Below are 14,816 nucleotides of genomic sequence, written 5' to 3'. Positions count from 1 at the left end.
GGCGGATCTTCCGCAGAGCGCGTTGCAGCCCCAACCTCATGGCCGTCATCGCCAAAGCCATCCTCACTCTGGAGAGGCAACGCTGAAAGGGCTCATTGTGCCCGACTGCTGTCGCTCACCTGATCGTCGTGGAGCTTGGACGGGCTGACGGGGCTACGGTTCTTCAGGATGCCGACCCGGCCGCACCGTCCGCCGCCGATCGGGCGGTTTCCGCTTCGGGCGCGGTGCGCGGGCCGGGCACCGTCGCGGCCCGGGCCGCCAGGTCCAGTTCCAGGCGGCTGTTCAAGTCCAGCTCGAACCGGCCGTAGGGGTTGATGTGGGTCCAGAACAGCGGGGACAGGGCCCGCCGGTCGGCGTCGGTGAGACGTTCGGCCCACTCGGGTTCGGCGAGGATCTGCTGAAGCAGCAGGGTGTTGACGTGTTCTCTGAACTGGCTCCGTGTCGCGACATGACCACGGTGGTAAGAACGGCTCAGGCCACTTGGGGTAGGGAGCGTGGACGTGGCTTCAGACGCTGTGTTCGGGTTCGTTGGTGTCGCGCTCGGCTCTCTCACGACATCGGTGCTCACGATCTACAAGGAACGGATTACTGGGAGTCGCGAGGCTGCCGCTCGTGATCAGCAGTTCGAGCGTGATCGGCAGGCAGCCCGTGATGCTTTCCAGCGAGAAAGCATTCTGGCTCTGCAGACTGCGGTCACTGATTTGATCAAGGCAGTCTATGACGAGATGGATAGATTGCTCGCTGAGCTCCAGGAGACGGGCGAATGGACCGCTCGGGTCTGGGAAACTCCGACAGCGGCAGGCTGGTCAGCAGCCGTACTGAGTCTAGAGATGGCACGAGCCCGGGTCTTCGACGATGAAATTCGAGCGCTTGCTACGGAACTGCGAACCGTTGCGGGCGAGTCGGTGTGGGCGAAGGACGTGGAGGAGTGTAAGCAGGCCAGTAGGCAGTTTGAGCCGCTGCAGATCCAGTTCCATGAAGCAGTGGCCCGGGTGCTCCCGACTCTGTATTGAGCCCGAGCTGCGACGGGCCGGGGCAATATTCATCTTGTCCTGCTTCTGGCGGCGGGAAGACCGAGGTCGACAGTGGTGCCGTTTGCGGTTCGACGGTCAATCTGGGTGAGCTTGTCCTCCGCGCCGGCCAGGCTGACGCGAAGTCCTTCGACCTCGCCGATCCAGCCTTCCTTCTCGGCTTCGGCGATGCGGTCGAGCAGGTTGTCGCGGATGGCCACGATGCGGTGGCGTTGGCCGGGGTCGGGCCGCAGTAGGTTGCATCGCAAACAGCTGTGCTCGTGGACGCAGCTGGTTCCGTAGGCCCGACCGCAGTCGCCCAGGGCGACGCGGCGGCGTTCGAAGTGGCCGAGGAACTCCTCCCATTCCGCCTCCGTCGGGGTCCGGTATTCCTCGCTGGGACGGGTGGGGGTCTGTACGGTCACTGGACAGACCCGTCCGGGGCGTCGGCGGTGCGGGTGTCATCTGCCCCGGCGCCCGCCGTGGCGGCTTGCGCCGCCGCGCGTCGCGTCAGCTCGTCGCGCATCGCTTCGGCTCCGGCCGTGTCGGTGGCGCAGCTCAGGGCCCGAGTGCCGTTGTGCCACAGTTCGACGTCGACGGTGCGCGCGTGGGACAGGGTCGCCACCAGAACGCTGCGTGCGAGGGCGGCGCGGACCAGGTCCGCTGCCGACGGGACGTCGACCTGTGGTGCGACCACGTCGAGGGAGAGGTCGTGGAATCGGCTGGGGGCCGAGCGCAGGACGTTCATCATGCCGCGGTTGTCGAGTCTGCCGCCGGCCCGCAGGAGCGGCGCCGTGGCCGGGGTGGCGTCCACGACGGCGTGGAGTTCGGCGCAGACCGCGGCCAGGAGGATCTCCTGGGAGTTGGGTCCCTTGTCGATGCCGAGCATCTGCTTGGCCTGATCGACGGTGTGCGCACGGGTGCCGGGGACCGTGGTGCGGCGGGTGCCTTCGACGGAGGTCGCGGTGGTGTACGTCGCCTCGGACCCGTACTCCCAGACCACCATGGCCTCCACCGTCGTGGTACCGGCGACGGTGGAGGCCGGACCGGCTGGGTCGGCCGGGGCGTACGGATCGGCCAGTGGCCTGCCATCGATGCTCACGCGGTCGAAGAGGCAGGCATCGGTGAAGGCCCGGTGGTTGGGGCTGAACGCGGTGACGAGCCGGATGACGGACTCGACGGTGTCGGTCGGTGCGTCGCACTCCACGTCGCAGCGCCAGCGGATGTTCTCGAGGGGCCGCCCCGCCGCCGGGCGGCCCGAGCCGTCGAGCTGCAGCTCGGCCCGCGCGGTCACCTGCAGGGAGCCGATCGTCACGCCGCGCGCGGTGAGGCCGTTGACCTGGGTGATCAGCGCGCAGGCGGCGAGCGCGGCGATCGCCGACTCATACGGTGAGGGATGGGATCCGACCGGTCCGGGTGCCCCGGAGAGCCGGTGTGTGAGGGTGAACGGCCGGGCTGCGCGGAGCGTGCCGATGCGGGCGGTTCGGGTGGCGGCTGTCACGGTGCCGTCGGCAGCGGGTGCTGCCGGGCACGCCACGCTGAAGTCGGCGACCGCCTCCGCGGGCAGCTCGCGCATCTCGTGGACCATCTCCGAGACCCCTGTGACGTTCAGGCCGTTGCGCATGGGAGTTCTCCTGTCCTTGGCTCGGGGTCAGAGTGCGAGAAGGGCCTGGTCGAGGTCTGCGATGAGATCGTCCGCCTCCTCTATGCCCAGGGACAGACGCACGAGTCCGGGCTCGATGCCCACCTCGCGCCGCTGTCTTTCCGTCAGGAAGCTGTGGGACGTGTTGAACGGCAGACTGACGAGTGACTCCACGCCGCCGAGGCTGGTGGCGACCCGGGGGATGCGCAGCAGGCCGAGGAACTTTAGCGCCGCATCGTCGCCGCCCGTCAGTTCGAACGACACCATGCCGCCCCAGCCGTCGGGGCACAGCCTAGCCAGCCAGGGATACGGGTACTCCGGGCGCGTGGGGTGATGGACCCGGCGGACGGACGGGTGACCGGCGAGGAAGGTCGCGACGGCGACGGCGTTCTCGTGGTGGCGCGTCATCCGCAGGGGCAGTGTCTTCAGACCCCGCTCCAGCAGGAAGCAGATCAGGGCGTCGAGGGTCCCGCCGAACTTCAGCGACTGGGCCCAGATCCGGTCGATGTACTTGCGTGAGCCGGAGGCCACACCGGCCGTGATGTCGCTGTGGCCGTTGAGGTATTTCGTCGCGCTGTGGATCACGATGTGCGCGCCGTGCTCCAGCGGCCGGAGGAAGACGGGCGAGAGGAAGGTGTTGTCCACGACCAGCAGCAGGTTTCGCTCCGCGGCGAGACGTGCCAGGTCCGCCAGCGGGGCCGCCTTCAGGAGCGGATTGGTCAGGCTCTCGAAGAAGAGCACCTGTGTCTCGTCGCGGATCGCGGCCCGGACCGTGTCCATTTCCGTGGGATCGACGAAGCTCACGTCGCGGCCGAGCTGGTGCATGTCCTCGCGCAGCAGGTTGAACGTCCCGCCGTACACATCGCGCGAGCTGACGATGTGGCCGCCCCAGTTGGTGAGGGCCAGCAGTGTCGTGGTGATGGCGGCCATCCCCGACGAGAAGACCATGGCGCTCTCGGCACCCTCCAGCGAGGCCACCTTCTCCTGGACGGCCCACTGGTTGGGGCTTCCGTATCGTCCGTAGATCGGCACGTCGCGGATGTCGCCCTGTTCGAAGGCCTGGTACGTGTCCTCGCTGAAGGCGAAGGTGCTGCTCTGGAACACGGGGGTCCCGACGGCTCCGGTCACCGGGTCCTCGTACGTTCCCGCGTGCACGCTGCGCGTGGCCGGGCCGGTGCCGTCCATGACGCGTTGTTCGGCCAGGCGCGGGCCGGGCACCCGGCCCCGCCTGAGGCTGTTCAGCCAGGGGCGGTCCTGTCCGGCACCCGGAGTGCTCCCCTGAGATCTCGTCATTGTGCACTTCCTTCCTTCATGTCTCGTCGAGGCCCGCGGCGCCCTCGGCGGGGGGCTCGTAGGAGCGCACTTCCTGGACGGCCAACGGCAGCAGACCGACGAGCAGTTGTGCTGTCCCGGTGGCGAGCAGGGCGGTGCGCGCTCCCGTGGATGTGGCCAGCGGACCGGCGAGCGCGAGACCGACCGGTTGGGCGGCGTACGAGCCGAACCACTCGTACGCGCTGACTCGGGAGAGCCGGTCGGCCGGGATCTCGCGCTGGAGCACGGTCTCCCACAGGGGGTTGAACAGCATGAACCCGGTGCCACCGGCGACGGCTGCCGCCATGACGGGCAGCAGGGAGCCGGTCAGGGACAGGGCGAGCGGTGGCGCGGCCAGGAACGTGACCACGAGTGTCGCGGCCCGCAGAGGTCGCCGGGGCCGCAGCCAGATGCCGGCCGCGCCGCCCAGCACCGCACCGCAGCCGAACGACGCGAGGACCACGCCCCAGGCACCACGCCCGCCGAGTTCGCGCTCGCTGAGCACGGGGCCGAGCACCGTGAACACGGAGTACAGCATGTTGGCGGCAGAGGCCATGAGGATGAGCGACCAGACCCAGGAACGTGCGCGCACCTCGTGCCAGCCGACGCGCAGGGCATCGACCATGCGCCACGGCTCGGCCGCTGCGCTCTGCGGCGGGAGCCGCAGCTGTCCGAGACAGACCGCGCTCGCCGCGAAGGTCGCGGCGTCCGCGGCGAGCGCCCACCCCGCCCCGAAGGGCAGGACGAGCAGGGTGGACAGCAGCGGCCCGGCGATCATCACCGCCGACTGGGAGGTGGCGCGCAGGGAGTTTGCCGTCTGGCGGTGTGCCGGCTCGACCAGGGACTGCAGCAGACCGGAGACGGCGGGGGTGAACACCGCACTCGCCGACCCGCCGAGGAACTGCAGGGCCGCGATGGACCAGACGGACGCGCCGCCACCGATCACCAGCAGCGCGGTAGCCCCCTGGGTGACGAAGCGGACCACGTCCGCGCCGAGCATCAGCCGGTGGCGCGCGAAGCGGTCCGCGATGCCGCCGCCCAGCAGCGTGAAGAGGACCAGCGGAACGGTCCGGGCGCTGAGCACGACCCCGATGTCGCCGGGTGAGCCCCGCAGGTCGAGGGCCGCGAAGGCGAGCGCGGGAGCTGCCACGAAATCGCCCAGCGCCGACGTCAGCTGGGCGAGGAAGAAGAGCCGGAACGAGCGGTCACGCAGGACGTGCAGGCGCGCGGGCAGGGAGCGCCATGGGACGTCTGAGAGGCGCATCGGCATGCGGTCACGAACCTGCCGCAGGCCGGCGCCGACCGGGCGGTGTGTCCTGCGCGTTGAGCGTCTCCCATGTGCCGAGGGGCCGACCGCCGAGAGCGTCGTAGACGGTGATCCTTTCCAGATGGGGCAGGAGCGCGCACACGTGCGGTGGTACGACACGGGTGCCCGGGGCTGTTTCGGGGCCCACCGGGTGGGAGTCGGCCCGGCTCTGCCAGGGGTAGGGGTATCCGCTCAGGGCGGCGTCGGCCGTGGCGGGGTCGTCGAAAGCCACGTGCAGGGCGATGTCCTCGGGGGTACAGATGCCGAGCGCGGCGAGGCCGGCGTCCTGCAGGGCATAGGCTCCTGCGCAGACCTCCGTCACACCCGGCACCTCCAGGGATCCCTCGGCGGTCGGGGTGCCGCCGACCGTGACCCCGGGGCAGGGCAGGCCCGCGCGCCGGATCTCGCCCGCGATCCGTATGGCGTAGCGGGCGGTGGCACGCCCGATGGAGACGCGGCGGCGGGCCTGCTCGGCGGTCAGGAGTCCTTGGTAGGCGGTGACGCCGTCGAACCGCAGGGCGGGCTCGGCCGCCACCGCCGCGGCCACGGCGAGGAGTTGGCCGTCCGGCACCGCGGTCACGTCCTCACCGGTGCCGAGTTGGAGCCTGACCCCGACCGTGGTCCCCGCCGCGGTGGCGGCGGCGCCCAGGCCGCGGACCGCTTCCTCGGTGGTGACGTGTGCTGACAGGCGGGCCCGGCCAGCGAGTTCGGCGATGAGCCGCCAGCGCCAGGGATCGGTCCAGGGGTGCGCGACCACGACATCCGTGATGCCCGCGGCGATGTACCGGCGTGCCTGGGCCAGTTGCGTCACCGCGATGCCCATTGCGCCCGCCGCCAGCTGGCGCTGCGCGATCTGAACGGTCCGGTGGCCTTTCACATGGCAGCGGACGCGCACACCCCGTTCGGCCACGCGCTGGTGGAAGCGGCCAATGTTGTTCTGCAGGCGGGTGAGGTCGAGATGAGCATGGATGCCGCCAGGGGATCGTTCGTCCGCCGTGTGTCCGGCGCTCATACGCTCCGCCCGTCCCATGCATCGCCGGCGAAGGAGAAGGCGGGCGGCGCTCCGTGCAGCATTGCCTCCTGGCGGGCGGCCTCGGCGGGGGCGGGCACGCCGACCGCGGTGACGCCGCACGGGATTTCATGCCGCCAGTCCAGGCCGAGCAGCTCTTCGACCGCTGTGTCCCGTATGGCGGCGGTGAAGACGACGCCGAGGCCCAGCGCCGTGCCGGTCAGGTACGCGGTCTGGCTGAAGTGGCCGAGTTCCATGTAGAGGGTGCGATAGGTGCGGCCCATCAGGTATTTCCAGGCGACGCGGTCCAGGGCCGATGTGTAGAGCAGCACCACGGAGGCATCCTGGACAAAGCTCTGCCCGCCGCACATGTCGACGAGCCGACCGGCGTCGAGCGGACCGGTGTCGAGTGCCTCAAGGGCGTGAGCGGTCGGGTGGTAGTGGTAGACACCCGCGGGGATGCCCGTCACGTTCCGGACCACCGGATACACCTCGAGGGACTGGCGTGCGCCGCCCGAGGGGCTGGCCCTGAGCAGGGAGGGGCGGAACTCCGGAGACTCCACGACATGCTGTACTCCGGCCAGCCAGTACAGCAGGGTGGCCAACTGGTCCGTGAGCACGGGCTGTTCGTGATCGAACCTCCGGGTGGTGCGGCGTCTGCGCAGCACGGAGTCCAGTCCCTGGGCGGCGAACCGCGCATTGTCAGCCGGCGGCAGCACCAGTCGTTCGGCGTTCGGATACTCCTTGATCTCGGCCGGCTGGGGGCGGTCCGCCCGGTTCTCCAGCAGCCAGGCGGTGTCCTCGGCCGCGGAGCGGAAGTCGTCGGTGCGGGTCGTGCGCGAAGCCAGGTGGAAGTACGTGGCCGCGGTGCCCCACTCGGACCAGGGCCCGAGAGACTCAGCGAACCGGTGCTCGGCCGTCCCCTCGGCGATCAGAATGCAGGCCTCGTGCAACTGGCGCACGAGCCGCGGGTCCGGAGTGACCCCCGGCTCCGCGGACTCGGCCACATCTTTCCAGTCGGCGAAGTGCAACAGTACTCGCTGGGCCTCAGGCCTCAGGGCCAGCTGGCGGTGCCGCAACGGATCGTCACAGATCAACTGTCCTCTTCGCCAGGTGAACACGCACAGTGGAGAGACGCGCAGGCGCATGAAGACGTCAGGCCGCCGGCGGTACCAGACAGGTCTGGGGGCGGTCGTATTCGTCGTCGAGCAGTTCCTCGAAAGCGGAGTTCCGCATTTCGCTTTCTGTGGTGTCGATCATGGTTCACGCTCCATTCTCTGACTGAGATTTCGGGGGCGGGCATGTCGTACACCGCAGTGCTCCACGTGTCGTATCCCGACCTTTAGGGGAGTGGACACACGAGCAAGGAGCGCTCTGCAGCAATGACAGTCTAGCCACTTATTTGCGGTCGCTGGATATGCTCACGGGATTTGGTTACTCCTTTACTTGCAGGGACTTGCGGGATGCTGCGGGCGTGTTTTGTGGATCTTGAGATTCATTGTCCGGTTTGCGGTCGTTGTAAAGGTGCCGTGAGGCGCCATGATCGGGTTCCGGCAAGTGTTTGACAGGCTTGAAACTTGCGTGTAAGGATTGGTGATCGTTCGGCCGAAGGTATTAAGGGGTATTTGGGCTGCCTGGTCGGCGGGCTCGAAGAAGCAACCGGAGGCGAGTGACCATCGCTGGTACGTTGCGCAAAAATCGACCATTCTTATTCTTCTGGATCAGCCAAGGCGTTTCGGTCGCCGGTGATTCGTTTTCGCTTGTCGCACTTCCTCTGCTGATCCTGCACAATACTGGTTCAGTGGTGCAGATGGGGCTGCTCACGGGCCTCACCTCCGTGGGTTCCATCGGCACCGGAGTTTTCGCAGGCGTCATTGTCGACCGAGTCGATCGGCGAAAGCTGATGATTGTCTGCGACATTGCGAGATCCCTGCTCTACGGGCTCATTCCGCTGCTGTGGATGATCTCCCCGCAGATGTGGCTGCTCTATCTCGTGGTCCCGCTCGGAGCCGTGTTCGGCATGGGATTCCAGATCACGTACGTCACGGCTGTCCCGAACCTGGTGGACAAGGAACAGATAACGGCAGCGAACGGCCGCCTCGAAGCGACGTACGCCGTGATGACGATCGCCGGTATGACCGGGGCCGGCCTTCTCTGCGCGGCCCTCGGGCCGGTGACCGCCGTCGCGATCGACGCCGCCAGTTTCGCCGCATCCGCCCTGGGGCTGAGCCTCATCAGATTCCGGCCACCGGAGGGTGAACACGCCCCCGCCCCTGCAGGGACGGTGTCCAGGAGGGAATTCACCGCGGGCGCGCGGTTCCTGTGGCAGACCCCGTTGCTGCGCGCCCTGACCGGGCTGCTCTCGCTGCAGACGTTCATCACCCTGGGCCTCACCGACATCTTCATCTTCTATCTGAAGCACGACCTGGAGGAGGGGGACAGCGTCGTCGGCTATGTCCTCGCGGCTGCCACGATCGGGTCCATGCTCGCCGGCGGGCTGGTCGCCGTCGTCCGCAGGACGCTCGGGTTCGGTGTCACGTGGATCGGCGCGTTCACGCTGTGCGGGCTGATCATCGCGGCCATCGGATTCACCAAGAACGTCTACGGCGTGGCCGCGCTCGCCGTCGGCTTCCTCTTCTTCACCGGTCTCGCCGGCATCTGCTCGATGTCGCTGCGCCAGGAGCTGACCCCCGACGCCCTGCTCGGGCGCGTCACTTCGGCGTTCTGGACCATCCACCAGGCCGTCGGTCCGCTCGGGGCCGCCCTCCTCACCGCGGCGGTCAACGCCTACTCGGTCGCCTCGGTCTGCCTGGTCTCCGGCATCGCGTGCGCGCTGATCGCGCTGTCCGGCATCTTCACCGCGGTGGGCCGGGCGGGCGCCGGGCGCCCCCTGCGGCCCACATCCCCGATCGAAGGAACGTGAGGCGACGTGAGTACCCCGGCCGACAGGACAATTCGGCGGACCGACGAAGTCCTCGCCACGCTGACCACGGAGCTGGAGGCACTGCTCACCGCGTCCGGCCCTCTGGACCCCGACACCACGCTGGTAGCCCTCGGCCTCGACTCCCTCGCCATGTTCGACGTGCTCCACCGCATCGAGGCGCGCTTCGGCGTCACGCTCTCTCTGCGTGAGGCGTTGGCCGGGGAGGGAACCCCGCGTTCCCTGGCCCGGGCCGTGGCCGCGGCACAGGAGCAGCGTGCCACGGCAAACGCCTCCCGGCAGCGGGAGCACAGCCCGGCGGCCGACGGCGAGCGGTATCCGCTGACCGAGGGCCAGCGGCAGACCTGGTTCCTCAGCCAGCTCGGCCACGACGTCTCCCGCTCCTTCAACGAGACCGTCGTGCTCGACCTCCGCGGCGAACTGCGGGTCCCCGAACTCATCGACGCCCTGCGGACCGTCGTGGACCGGCACGAGAGCCTGCACAGCGTCTTCGCCCCCGACGGCAGCCACCAGAGCATCCGCCGGCACGAGGTCGGGATCCTGCGTTCCGACATGCGTGAGGAACCCGCCGAGCGCCGGGCCGAACTGATCGACACGTTCATGCGAGCCGGGTCGCGACACGTCTTCGACCTGGCGCAGGGACCCTTGTACCGCATCGCCCTCGCGCGGGTCGACGAGGACCGGCACCTGCTCTCCCTCACGGGCCACGACCTCGTCGCGGACGGCGGTTCCTTCCAGATCCTGATCGACGAAATCGGCGCGCTGTACAGCGCGGCCTGCTCCGGGACGGACGCGCAAGCGCTGCCCGAACCCGCCCCCTACCGGCAGTTCGTCCGCACCCAGAGCGCCTATCGGGCCGGTTCGCGACGGCAGGCTGACGAGGCCTACTGGCTGGGCCGCTACCCCACCGGCATCCCCGCTCCAGAACTGCCCCTGGACCGCCCCGAGGGGGCCGGCGACCGGCGCACCGGTGCCGAGGTCGTCGTCACCGTGGAGGCCGCCCTGGTCGACCGGGCCGTAGCCCGGGGACGGGAGCAGGGCCACACCCCCTTCACCCTGTACTTCAGCGCCTATGCGGCTCTCCTGCACGAGATCACCGGACAGGAGGAGATCACCGTCGCTGTGCCCGTCCGGCTGCTGTCCGCGGAGGACGGGTCCCGTACGGTCGGCAACTGCGTGAGCGTCGTCCCGGTCACCACGGTGCTGCGCGCCGGCGACACCTTCCGGGACCTTTCGGACACGGCGTCCCGGTCACTGCTCGAGGCGTACGAGCACGCCCGCTACCCCCTCTCGGATCTGCTGCGGGCCCTCGAACCCGGCACCGGAAAGGGCCGCGGAACCGAGCTGCCCCTCTTCAACCTGGTGCCCGAACGCCGGGCCGCCCACTTCGCCGTCCTGGACGTGCGCATGGTTTCCGCGCCCCGCACCAGCGTCGCCGCCGACCTCGACGTCTCCCTGCGCCCGGACGGTGACGCGCTGCGGTGCACGTTCGCGTTCTGCGCGGAAACCCTCGACGAGGACACCGTGCGCGGCCTGGCGGACCGGTTCCGTGAGCTGCTGGCCCGGCTCGCCGATGCACCCGACCGCCCCATCCGCCCCCACCTCCTGCCGGAACTCCTCGCACGGCACGTACGGCAACGGCCGGATCAGGCCGCCGTGATCTGCGGCACCGACCGGATCGGCTACCGCGACCTCGACGAGCGGGCGGAGCGGCTCGCGCACGGACTGCGTGCGGCCGGCGTCGGCGCCGAGTCCCGGGTGGCCATCTGCCTCGACCGCTCCATCGACCTCGTCGCGACCGTCCTCGCCGTGTGGAAGGCGGGCGGCGCCTACGTCCCGTTGAACGCCGACGACCCCGCGACGAGACACCGGCAGATCCTCGACGACGCCTCGCCCGTCGCCCTGGTCACCGGCGCCTCCCTGCGGGAACGATTCGCCGGTGCGGGCCTGCCGGTCCTGACGGCCGACGAGTTGGCGGCCCGGGGACAGCCAGCCCCGGCCACCGCGGACGTCATCCACCCGGCGTCGCTCGCATACGTCATCTACACCTCGGGTTCCACGGGCCGCCCGAAGGGTGCCATGGGCACCCACGGCGGCCTCGCGAGCACCTACCGCGCCTGGCAGGAGACCTTCGGCATCGCACCGGGTCTGGCCCAGCTGCAGATGGCGAACTTCAGCTTCGACGGCTTCCTCGGCGAGACCATCCGGGCGCTGGGCTCGGGCGGGACCCTCGTCATCTGCCCGCGCGAGGTGATGCTGGATCCGGCGCGGCTGCTCGCCCTGATCGACGAACACCAGGTGCGGATCGCGGACTTCGTGCCGCCGGTACTGCGCCGCCTGGCCGCCCACGCCGACGGGCACGCCGAGACCCCGCTGCGCGGGCTCGACCTGCTCATCGTCGGCTCCGACCTCGTGCACACCGAGGAGATGAAGTCCGTGCGGGGCCTGCTCGGCCCGCAGGGCGACGTCGTCAACTGCTACGGCGTGACGGAGTGCACCATCGACGCCACCGTCGCGGTGTACGCGGACGGCGACGAGAAGCACGGCAACGCCCTGATCGGCCGCGCGCTGCCGGGAGTCGAGGCCTGGGTCCTGGACGAGGACCTGCGGCCGGTACCTCCCGGCGAGACCGGCATCCTCCATCTCGGCGGAGACGCGCTCAGCCGCGGCTACCTGGCCGACCCCGCCAAGACGGCCGCAGCCTTCCTGCCGCACCCCTTCGCCGGGCAGCCGGGCCGGCGGATCTACCGCACCGGGGACCTCGTGCGCGAACGTGCCACTCCGTCGGGTCCACAGCTGGAGTACGTCGGCCGGGCGGACGAGCAGGTGAAGGTGCGCGGCTATCGCATCGAACTCGGCGAGATCGAGGCGGCGCTGCGGTCTCTTGCGGGCGTGGCCGACGCGGTGGCCGTCGCCTCCGGCCCGACCGAGGCGCGCAAGATCGACGCCTATGCCGTCCCCGTGGAAGGCGGCCCGGACACGGCCGACACCAGCGGCTGGTACGAGGGGCTGCGCGCCGTCCTGCCGCACTACATGCTGCCCGACCGCATTGTCGTGGTCGCGCAGTTGCAAACCACGAGCAACGGCAAGGTCGACCGCGCCTCGCTCACCCCCGCGGCCGGCCGGGTCGTGGCGCGGCCGGTGCACGGCGCGCACGGCTCCCGCCAGGAGGACCGGGAGCGCACGGACACCCAGCGCCGCCTGTGCGAGATCTGGGCCGAGGCCCTGCAACTCGACGACGTCGCGGTGAGCGCCGACTTCTTCGACGTGGGCGGCGACTCCCTGCTCACGATGCGGGTGATCGGCGAGATCAAGGCCATCTGGGGCGCCGAGATCACCGTGAAGCAGTTCTACGACAACCCCACTGTGGCACGGCTCGCGGCCGCGATCGACGCGGCGATGGGCGCCGCCGGGACGGAACCTGCCGAGCACCGGCCGCTGCCGCCCATCCAGCGGATCGAACGACGCGCGGTCCGGATTCCCGACTGACCCGCGACCGCCCGCTCACGAACGCGCCACCGGCGCACCGGACCACCTCAGACACCAGCAGGAGGAGCCTCGCCATGATCAGCAGCGAGCCCGAGACATACCGCGTAGTGGTCAACCTTGAAGAGCAGTACTCCATCTGGCCGTCCGGCCGTGACCTCCCCGAGGGCTGGACCGAGGTGGGTGTGCAGGGCAGCAAGGACGACTGCCTCGACCACATCGAGCGCGTCTGGACCGACCTGCGCCCGCTGAGTCTGCGGCGCGCCCTGGCGAGTGATGCCTGACATGGGCGTCCCACCACAGGCCACGGACCTGCACGCCACTGCCGTTTCCCTGCCCGCGCAGGACCTGGTCGGACTGCTGGTCCGGCATGCCGGGACCATCCCGGACCACACGGCCCTGGTCCATCTCGGGCCCGACGGCACGGAGGAGGCCAGGCTCACCTACCGGCAGCTGCACGACGAGGCGTGCGACCTGGCGGTCCGGCTCGGCGGGATCGCCGCACCAGGGGAGCGGGCGCTGCTGGCGTACCCGGACTCGCGCCACTTCGTACCGGCCCTGTTCGGCTGTCTGTACGCCGGACTCATTCCGGTCCCGGTTCCCACCGGTGCCGCCTCCGGCAGCCGGGCGTCGGCCAGAACCGCTGCCGTGATCGAGGACTGTGCGCCCGCGGTGCTGCTCACCGTGGGATCCGAGGAGCCCGGCCCCGGCGGGAACCTGCGCGTGCTGGACACCGCGGAGCGGATCGGCGCCCCGGTCGGCCAGTGGCGGAAGCACAGCCCCTCTCCGGATGCCGTCGCCCTCCTGCAGTACACCTCGGGATCGACGTCCACGCCGCGCGGTGTGCGGCTCACCCACCGCAACGTCATCAGCAACCTGACCGACATCGTCCGAGCGCAGCGGGTCGACGAACTTCCTGCGCCGGCCGACTTCGTCGCCGTGAGCTGGCTGCCGCACTTCCACGACATGGGGCTCGCCCAGATCCTGGGGCCCCTGTCGGTCGGGGGCAGCTCCGTGCAGATGTCCCCCGCCGCCTTCCTGCGCAGGCCTGCCGTGTGGCTGCGGGCCATCACCCGGTACCGTGCACACTCCGCGTCGGCCCCGAACTTCGGGTACGACCGGTGCGTCGAGCGCGTCACCGAGGCGGAGAAGGCCGAACTGGACCTCACCCACTGGCGGGTGGTCCTCAACGGCGCGGAGCCCGTCCGCCCGAGCACGCTCGCCCGCTTCCGCGACGCCTTCGAGCCGTGCGGCCTGGCGCCCTCCGCCCTGAGCCCCTCCTACGGCCTGGCCGAGTCGACGGTGTACGTCAGCGGCTTCCGTGAGCCCTGGGACCCGTTGACCCTCACGGTCTCCGCCCGGGCCGCCGACGAGGAGCGGCGCGTGGTGACCGACCCCGACCCGTCCGACGCACGCGTCTACGTGGGCTGTGGCCGCTGGTCGCAGAACACCCGCCTGGTCGTCGTCGACCCGGCCACCGGTGCCGAGTGCGCCGCTGACGGCATCGGCGAGATATGGATCCGCGGCGGGAGCGTCTCCGGCGGCTACTGGCGCGAGAGCGAGGGGAGCGCGGACAAGTTCCAGGCGGCCCTGGCCGGCGACGCGTCGGGCGAGACCTTCCTGCGCACCGGCGACCTCGGGTTCGTCCATGAAGGGCAGCTGTTCGTCATCGGCAGGCGCGACAGCGTCATGGTGGTGAACGGCCGCAACCACCACGCCGAGGACATCGAGCGGACGGTCACCGCGAGCCATCCGGCCGTCGGCGACGGCGCGACGGCCGCGTTCCTGGCCGAGACGCAAGAGGCCGGACCGGTCGTGGTCGTGGTGGCCGAACTGCGGCGCGAGGTGCTGGCCGCGTGGTCCTCGACCCAGGGCGGGGAGGGTGCCGCGGGCGGTCGCGGGCGGGCCGGCGACCCGTCCGTGGTGCGGGCCGAGGTGACCGCCGCCGTGCAGGCGAAGGTGTTCGCCGAGCATCAGGTCGCGGTGGCGCAGGTGGAGTTGGTGCTCCCCGGTGGGCTGCCCCGCACCACGAGCGGCAAGGTGCAGCGGGGCATCTGCCACCGGATGTGGCGCGAGGGCGCCCTGCGGCTCTGGCGAACGGAGGAGTGAGC

At 70.1% G+C, this 14,816-nt stretch carries 12 protein-coding genes and 1 pseudogene; 6 read left to right on the top strand and 7 right to left on the bottom strand.

The genetic code is table 11. The features are described from left to right. A pseudogene (locus ACWC2T_RS40870) lies at positions 1-86 on the top strand (IS5/IS1182 family transposase); the annotation flags it as partial. 77 nt (positions 87-163) lie between these two features. Here the strand turns inward: ACWC2T_RS40870 and ACWC2T_RS40865 are convergent. Next, complete coding sequence (locus tag ACWC2T_RS40865; protein WP_450675369.1) at positions 164-568, bottom strand: Tn3 family transposase; 405 nt, start codon at positions 566-568, stop codon at positions 164-166. Between ACWC2T_RS40865 and ACWC2T_RS40860 the strand changes: the two genes are divergently transcribed. Further along, positions 561-1,013 carry a hypothetical protein gene (locus tag ACWC2T_RS40860; protein WP_450675368.1) on the top strand — a complete coding sequence of 151 codons (453 nt, stop codon included), beginning with the start codon at positions 561-563 and terminating at the stop codon, positions 1,011-1,013. The two genes, ACWC2T_RS40865 and ACWC2T_RS40860, sit on opposite strands and share 8 nt — an antisense overlap. A 29-nt stretch (positions 1,014-1,042) precedes the next feature. Here the strand turns inward: ACWC2T_RS40860 and ACWC2T_RS40855 are convergent, their stop codons facing one another. The 6 genes from ACWC2T_RS40855 to ACWC2T_RS40830 are packed head-to-tail and all read right to left on the bottom strand — an operon-like array spanning position 1,043 to position 7,285. Next, entirely contained in the window at positions 1,043-1,435 is a 393-nt protein-coding gene (locus ACWC2T_RS40855; RefSeq protein ID WP_450675367.1) for a hypothetical protein, read from the bottom strand. Beyond that, a complete protein-coding gene (locus ACWC2T_RS40850; RefSeq protein WP_450675366.1) occupies positions 1,432-2,634 on the bottom strand; it encodes an OsmC family protein in 1,203 nt (400 codons plus the stop codon). Before ACWC2T_RS40850 ends, ACWC2T_RS40855 begins: the two co-directional genes overlap by 4 nt. Before the next feature lie 27 nt (positions 2,635-2,661). Further along, positions 2,662-3,945: a trans-sulfuration enzyme family protein gene (locus ACWC2T_RS40845; RefSeq protein WP_450675365.1), complete on the bottom strand. Its 1,284-nt coding sequence runs from the start codon at positions 3,943-3,945 to the stop codon at positions 2,662-2,664. Positions 3,946-3,961: 16 nt separating this feature from the next. After that, positions 3,962-5,227: an MFS transporter gene (locus ACWC2T_RS40840; RefSeq protein ID WP_450675364.1), complete on the bottom strand. Its 1,266-nt coding sequence runs from the start codon at positions 5,225-5,227 to the stop codon at positions 3,962-3,964. Between the two features lie 10 nt (positions 5,228-5,237). Continuing rightward, positions 5,238-6,281 (bottom strand): alanine racemase, encoded by a 1,044-nt coding sequence (locus tag ACWC2T_RS40835; RefSeq protein ID WP_450675363.1) that lies wholly within the window; start codon positions 6,279-6,281, stop codon positions 5,238-5,240. Beyond that, positions 6,278-7,285 (bottom strand): SagB family peptide dehydrogenase, encoded by a 1,008-nt coding sequence (locus tag ACWC2T_RS40830; protein WP_450675362.1) that lies wholly within the window; start codon positions 7,283-7,285, stop codon positions 6,278-6,280. Before ACWC2T_RS40830 ends, ACWC2T_RS40835 begins: the two co-directional genes overlap by 4 nt. 662 nt (positions 7,286-7,947) lie before the next feature. Here ACWC2T_RS40830 and ACWC2T_RS40825 point away from each other — a divergent pair. The 4 genes from ACWC2T_RS40825 (at position 7,948) to ACWC2T_RS40810 (ending at position 14,814) form a co-directional block, all read left to right on the top strand. Then, positions 7,948-9,201 carry an MFS transporter gene (locus ACWC2T_RS40825; RefSeq protein WP_450675361.1) on the top strand — a complete coding sequence of 418 codons (1,254 nt, stop codon included), beginning with the start codon at positions 7,948-7,950 and terminating at the stop codon, positions 9,199-9,201. A 6-nt stretch (positions 9,202-9,207) separates the two neighbouring features. Next, a complete protein-coding gene (locus ACWC2T_RS40820) occupies positions 9,208-12,708 on the top strand; it encodes a non-ribosomal peptide synthetase (RefSeq protein ID WP_450675360.1) in 3,501 nt (1,166 codons plus the stop codon). Positions 12,709-12,782: 74 nt separating this feature from the next. Further along, positions 12,783-12,989 (top strand): MbtH family protein, encoded by a 207-nt coding sequence (locus tag ACWC2T_RS40815; RefSeq protein WP_450675359.1) that lies wholly within the window; start codon positions 12,783-12,785, stop codon positions 12,987-12,989. A gap of 1 nt (position 12,990) precedes the next feature. Then, entirely contained in the window at positions 12,991-14,814 is a 1,824-nt protein-coding gene (locus tag ACWC2T_RS40810) for a fatty acyl-AMP ligase (RefSeq protein WP_450675358.1), read from the top strand. The last annotated feature ends 2 nt before the right edge of the window (positions 14,815-14,816 follow it).

It is taken from the genome of Streptomyces sp. NPDC001393 (assembly GCF_053597455.1).
This window is presented reverse-complemented; position numbering and strand designations above follow the sequence as displayed.

Coding starts and splice junctions, on each gene's coding strand:
- ACWC2T_RS40845 (WP_450675365.1), bottom strand. CDS start 3,945: ATGACGAGATCTCAGGGGAGCACTCCGGGTGCCGGACAGGACCGCCCC.
- ACWC2T_RS40810 (WP_450675358.1), top strand. CDS start 12,991: ATGGGCGTCCCACCACAGGCCACGGACCTGCACGCCACTGCCGTTTCC.
- ACWC2T_RS40850 (WP_450675366.1), bottom strand. CDS start 2,634: ATGCGCAACGGCCTGAACGTCACAGGGGTCTCGGAGATGGTCCACGAG.
- ACWC2T_RS40835 (WP_450675363.1), bottom strand. CDS start 6,281: ATGAGCGCCGGACACACGGCGGACGAACGATCCCCTGGCGGCATCCAT.
- ACWC2T_RS40815 (WP_450675359.1), top strand. CDS start 12,783: ATGATCAGCAGCGAGCCCGAGACATACCGCGTAGTGGTCAACCTTGAA.
- ACWC2T_RS40840 (WP_450675364.1), bottom strand. CDS start 5,227: ATGCGCCTCTCAGACGTCCCATGGCGCTCCCTGCCCGCGCGCCTGCAC.